This window comes from Aquitalea sp. ASV11 (assembly GCF_016429185.1).
Lineage (GTDB): Bacteria > Pseudomonadota > Gammaproteobacteria > Burkholderiales > Chromobacteriaceae > Aquitalea > Aquitalea pelogenes.
In genome coordinates this window covers 1-8510 of sequence record NZ_JAELUD010000111.1, presented here as the reverse complement: position 1 = coordinate 8510, position 8510 = coordinate 1, and the positions used below count along the sequence as shown (strand labels likewise).

At 57.5% G+C, this 8510-nt stretch carries 13 protein-coding genes and 1 pseudogene; all 14 read left to right on the top strand.

Annotation, left to right across the window (positions count from 1 at the left end; translation table 11 throughout):
* Window positions 1-338: 338 nt before the first annotated feature.
* Window positions 339-503 (top strand): hypothetical protein, encoded by a 165-nt coding sequence (locus JHD62_RS20610; RefSeq protein WP_199104454.1) that lies wholly within the window; start codon window positions 339-341, stop codon window positions 501-503.
* 85 nt (window positions 504-588) lie between these two features.
* Window positions 589-819 carry a hypothetical protein gene (locus tag JHD62_RS20605; protein ID WP_199104453.1) on the top strand — a complete coding sequence of 77 codons (231 nt, stop codon included), beginning with the start codon at window positions 589-591 and terminating at the stop codon, window positions 817-819.
* Between the two features lie 320 nt (window positions 820-1139).
* Window positions 1140-1871 carry a hypothetical protein gene (locus JHD62_RS20600; RefSeq protein ID WP_199104452.1) on the top strand — a complete coding sequence of 244 codons (732 nt, stop codon included), beginning with the start codon at window positions 1140-1142 and terminating at the stop codon, window positions 1869-1871.
* A gap of 189 nt (window positions 1872-2060) precedes the next feature.
* Window positions 2061-2345 (top strand): hypothetical protein, encoded by a 285-nt coding sequence (locus JHD62_RS20595; RefSeq protein WP_199104451.1) that lies wholly within the window; start codon window positions 2061-2063, stop codon window positions 2343-2345.
* 143 nt (window positions 2346-2488) lie between these two features.
* Window positions 2489-3118, top strand: coding sequence for a hypothetical protein (locus JHD62_RS20590; protein WP_199104450.1), 630 nt, complete (start codon window positions 2489-2491; stop codon window positions 3116-3118).
* Between the two features lie 564 nt (window positions 3119-3682).
* Window positions 3683-4291, top strand: a complete 609-nt coding sequence (gene hybD, locus JHD62_RS20585; RefSeq protein ID WP_199104449.1) for a HyaD/HybD family hydrogenase maturation endopeptidase — start codon at window positions 3683-3685, stop codon at window positions 4289-4291.
* Window positions 4291-4614 carry a HypC/HybG/HupF family hydrogenase formation chaperone gene (locus tag JHD62_RS20580; RefSeq protein ID WP_045845130.1) on the top strand — a complete coding sequence of 108 codons (324 nt, stop codon included), beginning with the start codon at window positions 4291-4293 and terminating at the stop codon, window positions 4612-4614. The genes hybD and JHD62_RS20580 overlap by 1 nt, the downstream gene beginning before the upstream one ends.
* Window positions 4614-5054 carry a hypothetical protein gene (locus tag JHD62_RS20575; protein ID WP_199104448.1) on the top strand — a complete coding sequence of 147 codons (441 nt, stop codon included), beginning with the start codon at window positions 4614-4616 and terminating at the stop codon, window positions 5052-5054. The genes JHD62_RS20580 and JHD62_RS20575 overlap by 1 nt, the downstream gene beginning before the upstream one ends.
* Window positions 5051-5914: a hydrogenase expression/formation protein gene (locus tag JHD62_RS20570; RefSeq protein WP_181834864.1), complete on the top strand. Its 864-nt coding sequence runs from the start codon at window positions 5051-5053 to the stop codon at window positions 5912-5914. The genes JHD62_RS20575 and JHD62_RS20570 overlap by 4 nt, the downstream gene beginning before the upstream one ends.
* Window positions 5914-6138, top strand: coding sequence for a rubredoxin (locus JHD62_RS20565; protein ID WP_199104447.1), 225 nt, complete (start codon window positions 5914-5916; stop codon window positions 6136-6138). The genes JHD62_RS20570 and JHD62_RS20565 overlap by 1 nt, the downstream gene beginning before the upstream one ends.
* Window positions 6135-6599, top strand: coding sequence for a [NiFe]-hydrogenase assembly chaperone HybE (gene hybE, locus JHD62_RS20560; RefSeq protein WP_199104446.1), 465 nt, complete (start codon window positions 6135-6137; stop codon window positions 6597-6599). The genes JHD62_RS20565 and hybE overlap by 4 nt, the downstream gene beginning before the upstream one ends.
* The gene (locus JHD62_RS20555; protein ID WP_199104445.1) at window positions 6596-7609 is read left to right on the top strand and encodes a hypothetical protein; all 1014 of its coding nucleotides are present in this window, start codon (window positions 6596-6598) and stop codon (window positions 7607-7609) included. The genes hybE and JHD62_RS20555 overlap by 4 nt, the downstream gene beginning before the upstream one ends.
* Window positions 7602-7943 (top strand): hydrogenase maturation nickel metallochaperone HypA, encoded by a 342-nt coding sequence (hypA, locus tag JHD62_RS20550; protein ID WP_199104444.1) that lies wholly within the window; start codon window positions 7602-7604, stop codon window positions 7941-7943. Before JHD62_RS20555 ends, hypA begins: the two co-directional genes overlap by 8 nt.
* A 72-nt stretch (window positions 7944-8015) precedes the next feature.
* Window positions 8016-8510: pseudogene (locus tag JHD62_RS20545) on the top strand (hypothetical protein); the annotation flags it as partial.

Genomic DNA, 8510 nt, shown 5'->3' with positions numbered 1-8510 from the left:
ACACCGTGTCGCGTCCGTAACCATTGCACGTCTTCTATGGCGGGCCATGGTGGGAGCCTCTCACGAGGCACCGCTCCTGGAACGGTACGCCAATCCTGCCATGTGCCTGCCACCCCCGATTGGCGTCGGGCGGCAGGTAAACATTCCAGGAGACCATTCATGATTTTCACTGTTTACTTGCTTGCTGCCTCCGCCCTATGCCAACCAACGGGAGAGCGCAGCTCATGACACACCAAACCACCACACCCGTCCTCCCCCTGATGCGCCAACATATCGTGCTGCTGCAAGCCATGCTCCAACAGGACCGCTTTGCCGCGCTGCGCAGCCCGGTGTAGGAGTTGGCACGCAGTTTTGATCAGCTGGAATCCGCATTGCGAGAGCAGGCCCAGACGCTGGAGGCGGTATTGGCCTTGCTGGCCTTGCACCCGTCCGATGCCTACCGCAGGCACTTGATGCAGGGCTTGCTGGGTTTGCAGCAGCAACAACAGCAATTGCTGGCTTGAACCCGCGTAGTCACCCGTGCAGAACAGCCCGGCTATTTAATGGATAGGCGGGCTGTTGGCTTAAGGCTTTTTATTCAATAGCGACGTGCTTGCATCTGGTCCCGGAAAACGTCCGTATCATCATCGACTGAGTACCACCATCAAACTGGTGGAAGCCTACGGCGGCAGCAACTGCCTGGAGCTGGGCCATAACGCCACCGTCAACAACGTGCTGGTGCCTAAATACCGGCTGTGTGACCGCAGGATTGAGGAGATTCTGGATAAGGGAGATGACTGGGTACCGCTGAGTGATACCGGGCAAGGATTGTTCTACTGAATGAGAAATGGCCTCGACAGGCCATTTTTACTTCTACTACATCGGCGAACCACACAAAACGGAAATTCAGAGCATATCGGCCCATAGCCCCCATATCGGCCAAAGCAGAAGTGGGGCGCACTTTGCGGGACCGTCTCGTATATAGCAGTAACCAGTCAGCTGACCCTAAACCGCTCCAAGTGACCGCCTTAGTCGTAAATGTGGCGTGTTTTCGACCCAACTCAGACTTGCAAGGCTTGCCTGACTGTAGCTTGCTTGCATAGTCATGGGCGAAGGTTGAAAATGACATTCAACTATTTGACGACTGTACTGGAGATGTCATGAGTAAGTGCACCATTCTTGCCTTTAGCCTGCTGACTTCCCTACCAGCATGGGCTGACAACATTAACCAGCCAGATGTAAAGGCCGGAGACAAGTGGACCTACCGTATCACAAGTGAAAAGGGTGATACCGGCTGGACTCAGACGCGGCAAGACTTATGGGTAAACCGGGTATCGTCCTCGGCAATCTATATTTCGAGCAAGGCAAGTGGCTCTTCCTTGGCCCCCAAAGACAGCTTTGCAACCCGAGACTGGGGAGTTGTTCGTCAACTGGGTGGGGTGGAAGTAGTCACAATGCGGCCATTCAATTTCCCGCTGTCCGTGGGGAAGAGCTGGGAAGTGAAGTTTACTGATCCACATCCGACCAACCATATCAGTGAGCAGTGGTCGGTTAAATACAAAGTGCTTGGATACGAACAGATTGAGGTGCCTGCAGGCAAGTTCAATGCCATGAAGGTGGAAGCCGAGGGCGCATGGTCAGGCGAAGGCAAGCCCTCTCTTTCTGTCACGCAAACAATCACCAGGGATGCATCTGGCACCCCCTCTGCCGCGAATGTTGTAAAGAGTACTCCTGCCGGGCAAATGTATTCTGGCAGAGTGTACAAGGCCTTCTGGTATGTGCCTGAAATCAAGCGCTGGGTAAAATCCATTGAGGAGTACTACAGCAATACGGGTGAGCGCAATGCGCGATACACCTCTGAGCTTGAGCAATTTATACCTGCCTCAAACTGACTATTTAATGGCTTGCTGTTTCCATTGTTGACGGGAGCCATTCCAGCTGCGGCGCGATTCTCTGTTGAATTGGAAGGGGCAGGAAATTTGTGGTGCATACCAGCGATCCAGAAATGGCTACAAATGCTGGAACGATTCAAAGCTTACCTTCCAATAGCGGCCCAATATTAATCGGGAACCATTTTTACCATGAGTGAAGACATCAAGCTGAAAATTTATCGGATTGTATATCTCGGTGGTATGGTAAATTTTTTCATTTTTGTAAGCATTGCACTGGGTCTTGGTGGTGATGCCATCAACGGAAACATTGAAAACGGCCACTATTTTCTGAGAAGTCACGGCCACTTCACCGAAGTGACTAGTAGCATTTTTATCTATAGCAAGTGGCACGCCTATAGTCTTTTCGTCACACACCCGCTAGCAATGTTGTTCGGCTATCTGTACCACAAAAAGAAAAGCAAGGCTCCTTTTTGATAGAAGCCATTTCGACTGGATAGCCAAAAAAGGGTTGAGTAACTGCTTTCGGCCAAAATCGGACAGTCTACTGCGATACAGATATGTTATTGGTGTTTTAAAGCAATGCTTCTGAAAACGTTAGAATACTGTCTTTTGACTCAGTGAAACAAAAGGAAGTTGGCCAAAAAGCGAGATTAGATAAACAGCGACTCAGAAGCATTGCGGAAATGGCAAATGAACCAAGAGGTCTAACTGTAATGAATATAGTGAAGTCGGCCATCAAAATTTTTGCACTTTCTCTTGCATTTATTGCATTTTCTGTTGTTTATTTTTTCTACTCTTTTCGACTGAATGTTGCGGTGGCTAATTGCACTCTCATATATGTTTGTCTAAATTTAGCACTCATTCTATTCATTTGTTTTTACCATCTGCAGAGTAAAAAAAGAAGAATTAGAGAAAACTTACAAAGGCAAGTTGAGTGTGCAATATTTAGCAATTCAGTATTTCAGTCAAAAAATGCAAAAGATATTGCTACGTACCTGCAAGCCAGACTGGCTATGTTGTACTCACTTCCCGCTGAAAGTATTGATCCTCGCATTGATTTGTGGAGTGCGCTGGAGCTAAAGGAATCAATATTAAAGCCAGACATTCAGCATCATTTTATATTTGGAAAGTATAGCCAATACGTTGACCCTTCCATCTGGATTCGGCATGTAAAACTTATCGACATTGCAAATGAGATTGGGTCTTATCCTCTTTTGCCATCAGCCACTCAAACATCAGAGTTTTAGAAGGGGTGCTTGCTGTTCAAAGACATGGCAATCTTTTTGCTGCTGCCTCTGCTTTGCATATTATTGTTTCGAGTTGAAGGAGTAGTGACTAGCTCGCTAGCTTGGTCTGGTTTGGGTCGAAAGCTGACTCTTTCCGATCTGCCGTCCTCCTGACCCATCCCTACGATTTGCCTCATGTCCGCATGAGGAAATATCGTGTCCCACACCATCCCACTGATCGTCATCCACTGCGCTGCCAGCCCCAATGGCAAGGCACTCGGTTCCGCGTCTAAATCGGCCGCAGCCTTCATTGACCAGTAGCATGCCCAACGCGGTTTTCACCGCCAGCCGACCGCCATTCCCGCATCGGCCTTGCCCATTTCCGGGAATGCGTCCATTCACGGCAACTACCCAACCGCTACTGGTTAGTTGGTTTGCACTTTTACTTTCCATTTGTCAGGGCCATGTCCTTGCATTGCGTATGGAATACGGCTCAAGCCCCTGATCTGACACATATTCCCTGCAAATCCGGCACTGGCATGAATCTTGATCTGTAACCCATTCCGTTACAGCAGTATCGAAACCATGCACACCGCACACATCACCATCATGGGGCTGGGCAACCTGCTCTGGGCTGACGAAGGCTTTGGCGTACGCGCCGCCGAGCAGCTGTTTGCCCGCTACCAGCTCCCTGCCAACGTCGACGTTGTGGACGGTGGCACCCAAGGCCTGTTGCTGCTGCCCTACGTGGAAGAAGCGGACCGGCTGATCCTGTTTGACGCCATCGACTTTGGCCTCACGCCCGGCACGCTCAAGGTGTACCGCGACGATGCCGTACCGGCCTATCTCACCGCCAAGAAAATGAGCTTGCACCAGACCGGTTTTTCCGAGGTGCTGGCACTGGCCGACCTCAAAGGCAATCTGCCCGGCCAGATCGTGCTGATCGGCGTGCAGCCGGTGCAGCTGGAAGACTATGGCGGCAGCCTGACCGAGGCGGTGCGTGCACAGCTGGAACCGGCCATTGAACTGGCCGTGCAGCAGTTGCAGGACTGGGGCGTCAGCCTGTCACCCCGCCAGGACGACGACCGGCTGAATCACGCCAGCCTGGACATGCAGCGCTATGAAGATGAACGCCCGTCAGCCGAACTGGCCTGTCGCATCGGCGACGACCGCGTACTGCTGGGAGAAGGCTGATGTGTCTGGGCATCCCCATGCAAGTGGAACGCTGTCACCAACTGGTGGCCGACTGTCAGCATGCCGGGCAATGGCAAACGGTAGACCTGTCGCTGGTGGGCGCAGTACAGCCGGGTGACTGGCTGCTGGTATTCATGGGCGCAGCACGAGAGGTGCTAAGCGCCGAACGTGCAGCCGACATTCTGGACGCGCTGGCCGCACTGGACGCCGCCATGAACGGCCGTTTCGACCCGGCCATCCATCTGGCCGACCTCAATCAGCGCGAACCGCAGCTGCCGCCGCATCTGCAAGCGCAATTGGACGCACAAAGGAAAACCTCCTGATGAGCAACCCGCAAGACAATCTGCTGCAAAGACTGGCGGACACCGGCTACCAGGCCGTTGATGCCGCCGGGCTGGACACGCTGGCCAGCGCCACGCAAAACCTGATCGTGATGCTGAATGCCGACCCGGTGAAATACCCCGAGGTGCTGGACAATGTGGTAATCGTGCCGGAAGTGCTGCGTGAATTCCCCGCCAACACTTTCCGTGTGGCCTATGCCGACCTGCCCGCCAGCCAGGCCATCGCCAAACGCTTTGGCATCCTGAAATTCCCTGCCCTGCTGTTTCTGCGTCAGGGCGAATACGTGGGCATCATCGCCGGTCTGCAAGACTGGCCGGACATCGTGCACAGCTTTGCCGACAAGCTGACCGCCCCCACCCGTCGCCCGCCTTCGGTCGGCATTCCGGTTACCAGTGCCAGCAGCGAGAAAGGTTGCGCATGAACATCAAACCCTTTCCCGTCGCCGTGGTGGGCCTTGGCCCCGGTTCGCAACCGGAAGACCCGGACCTGGCCTACATGCCGCTGCCGCGTGAAATCGACAGCTTCGACCAGCCCACCCTGCCCACATCGGAAGAGGTGGAACACCTGCATGCCGCCAAACAGGTGATTGCCGAGCTGATTGCCCAGTTGCAGGGCTATCAGGGTGATGCCGAGGTTTACCCGGTGCAGGACATCAGCCAGCTTGACGCCGCCAACCGCCAGTTGATCAACCAGCTGCTGGGCGAAGGCGAGGTGTCCTGTCGGGTGAAGCTGCTGGACGGCCGCGAACTGGACATGCAGGAGTCGGTATTCGCCGGCATCTGGCGCGTGCTGGAAAGCAGCGCCGATGGCCAGCTGCTGGCCGACCGCATTGAAGCCTGCCCTATTCCCGCCGCCGTATGGCAGGCTGCCCGGGCGTTTGGCAAGGCCGCGCTGGACATCCCCACTCTGCCCGACCAGCTGATGAACGCCGGGCCGGTACTGACCGAAATTGCCGCCGCCATGCAAAACCCCGGCAGCGAAGCCCACATCATCAACTTTTCCTTGCTGCCGATGAGCCCGGCCGACATGGACTGCCTGGATGCCATCCTGGGGCCGGGCAATAGCGGGGTGTTTTCCCGTGGCTATGGCAAATGCCGCATCATGGCCACCTCGCTACGCAATGTCTGGCGCGTGCAGTACTTCAACGGCATGAACAGCATCTTGCTGGATACGCTGGAAATCACCCGCATTCCGGAAGTGGCGCTGGCCTCGGAGGACGATCTGGCCGACTCGCTGGACCGCCTGCAAGAAGCCTGGCAGTGGTTGCAAGGGGAATACTGATGGACGGGCGCTTTGAAGGTTCCTACCTGGGACGCGACGCCAGCCTGGCGGACGATGCGCGCATGGAATGCAAGATCTGCTGGTGGGTGTACGACCCGGCCCAGGGCGACGATGTATGGCAGATTCCGCCCGGCACGCCGTTTTCCGCCCTGCCGGAACACTGGCGCTGCCCGGTATGCGATGGCGCACGCGACCAGTTCATGGTGCTGGACGCCCCGGCATGAGTCCCGACCTTGACCCAAGCCTGCAACTGGAACAGCTGTTCCGCCAGATTGCCGACACGCGCATGCAGGGCATTCCCATCCTCAACCCGGCCTTGCAGGTACAGGCCATCGGCTTTCGCCAGTGGGAGGGCCCGCACGGCTTGCTGTGGGTGGGCGTGCTGCTCACCCCCTGGTTCATGAACCTGCTGTTGCTGCCCGCCGCAGCCGACAGCCTGCCACCGGTGCCACCGGGGGGCGAGGTGGTGGTGGCGCTGCCGGGTGACGCCCTGCCCTTCATGGCTGGCCATGAAGACGCACTGGGCGACTACCGGCTGTGCTCGCTGTTTTCGCCGGTGCTGCAATTTGCCGATCAGGCCAGCGCCTGTGCTACGGCGGAAGAAGTACTCAAGCTGTTGTTTCCACCGGCACAGCCCGCCGCACCGGATTTGTCCCGCCGTCGCCTGTTTGGACTGAGCCGATGAATACCGACCGGATTCACATTGTCCTGAGCCAGAACAAGGACAGCACGACTGCCGTTCGCGTAAGCTGGCCGCGCATGGAGGCCGAGCGCTTGTTCATCGGCCAGTCCGTGGCACAGGTCGAGGCCATGACACCCCTGTTGTTCACCCTGTGTGCCAGGGCGCAGAGCCTGGCCGCCAGACTGGTGCTGCAACAGGCGGCCGGTCAGCAGGCCACGGCAAGTGATGAACAGCATGCCACGCTGACACTGGAAGCCGTGCGGGAAACCCTGCGCAAGCTGCTGCTGGACTGGTCGCAGGCTTTTGACGGCGCTCCGGCAGCAGCACAGTGGACCGCACAATGGCGCGCGGCACAGGATCTGCCCACCCTGCGCAGTCTGGCCGAAGCCTTTGTCTACGGCGAGGACTGCCAGCACTGGCTGCAACGCGGCGAAGACGGCTGGCTGGGCTGGCTGAGGCAAGGCGATACCGCACCGGCACGCTGGCTGCGCATGCTGGATCAGCCGCTGCCGGGCTGTACGCTGCTGCCACCGCTTGGCGCTGGCATACTGGCGGCGCATCTGGCCGACTGGCTGCGTCCCGGCGGGCCGGTGTGGCAAGGACAAGCATGTGAAGTGAGCGCACTGGCACGCGAGGCGGATCAACTGCCCGGCATGCTGGAAATGAATTTACGTCCCCGCGCACGGCTGCTGGCGCGGCTGCTGCAACTGGCGCGCTGGCTTAGCGGCACACAGAAACTGCAAGCCAGTGTCGCCAGCCTGCCCGATGGTGCCCTGGCGCTGGTGGAAACCGCACGCGGGCCGCTGTTGCATCTGGCGGCGCTGGATGCAGCAGGCCGCATCAGCCGTTACCGGGTGCTGCCGCCCACGCTGTGGCATGCGCATCCGGAAGGGGTATTGCGGGTAAGCCTGGGTTTTCTGGCCAATGCCAATGCCGCAGAATGGCAGCGCCAGATCAGCCTGATCGACCCCTGTGTGGCATACAGCGTGAGCAAGGAAACAGAATATGCATGAAATGTCACTGGCCGAAGGCATCGTCCAGTTGCTGGAAGACCAGGCCAAGGCGCAGGACTTCAGCCGGGTCAAACAGGTGTGGCTGAGCATAGGCGAGCTGGCCGGGGTGGAAGTGGAAGCACTGGATTTTTGCCTGGAAGTGGTCAGCCGCGACACGCTGGCCGATGGCGCGCGCTTTCACTTTGTCCGCCAGCCCGGTGCAGGCTGGTGCCTGGCCTGCAGCCAGAGCGTGGCCGTCCATGCCCGCTTTGATGCCTGCCCACTGTGCGGCAAGCATCAGGTGCAAGTAACCGGTGGCGATGAAATGCGCGTCAGCGAACTGGAAGTGGAATAAGCCCCGCACCATGAATACCGGCAAGTGGCCACCGGCCGCTGCCATCAGAATGAAAAACAAGGAGAGGCAGCAATGTGTACCGTTTGCGGCTGCAGCAAAGGCAATGTGAAGATTGAAGGCCGGGCTCCCGGCGGCGTGAAGTTTCCGTATCGCCCGCACCATGCGCATGATCATGGCCATTCCCACGACCACGACCACGACCACGACCACGACCACGACCACGACCATCATCATGTCCACGCCCGCCCGGCACCGGCAAGCCCGGCAGGCCAGGCGGCAGAACATCAGCCCACGCTCAGCCAGCAGGCGGGTGGCGCGGCGCTGCATTACGGTCAGGGCGCGGCCCATGCCCATGCGCCGGGCCTGAGCCAGGCGCGCATGGTGAAAATTGAGCAGGACATCCTGTCCAAGAACGATGGCTATGCCGCGCAAAACCGCCAGTGGCTGCGCGACCGTGGCATCTTTGCGCTGAATCTGGTGTCCAGCCCCGGTTCGGGCAAAACCACCCTGCTGGCCGAAACCATCCGCCAGCTGGGCAGCGACACCCTGGTATACGTGGTGGAAGGC

Coding starts and splice junctions, on each gene's coding strand:
- hybE (WP_199104446.1), top strand. CDS start 6,135: ATGAGTCCCGACCTTGACCCAAGCCTGCAACTGGAACAGCTGTTCCGC.
- JHD62_RS20595 (WP_199104451.1), top strand. CDS start 2,061: ATGAGTGAAGACATCAAGCTGAAAATTTATCGGATTGTATATCTCGGT.
- JHD62_RS20600 (WP_199104452.1), top strand. CDS start 1,140: ATGAGTAAGTGCACCATTCTTGCCTTTAGCCTGCTGACTTCCCTACCA.
- JHD62_RS20580 (WP_045845130.1), top strand. CDS start 4,291: ATGTGTCTGGGCATCCCCATGCAAGTGGAACGCTGTCACCAACTGGTG.
- JHD62_RS20565 (WP_199104447.1), top strand. CDS start 5,914: ATGGACGGGCGCTTTGAAGGTTCCTACCTGGGACGCGACGCCAGCCTG.
- JHD62_RS20570 (WP_181834864.1), top strand. CDS start 5,051: ATGAACATCAAACCCTTTCCCGTCGCCGTGGTGGGCCTTGGCCCCGGT.
- hybD (WP_199104449.1), top strand. CDS start 3,683: ATGCACACCGCACACATCACCATCATGGGGCTGGGCAACCTGCTCTGG.
- hypA (WP_199104444.1), top strand. CDS start 7,602: ATGCATGAAATGTCACTGGCCGAAGGCATCGTCCAGTTGCTGGAAGAC.
- JHD62_RS20575 (WP_199104448.1), top strand. CDS start 4,614: ATGAGCAACCCGCAAGACAATCTGCTGCAAAGACTGGCGGACACCGGC.
- JHD62_RS20555 (WP_199104445.1), top strand. CDS start 6,596: ATGAATACCGACCGGATTCACATTGTCCTGAGCCAGAACAAGGACAGC.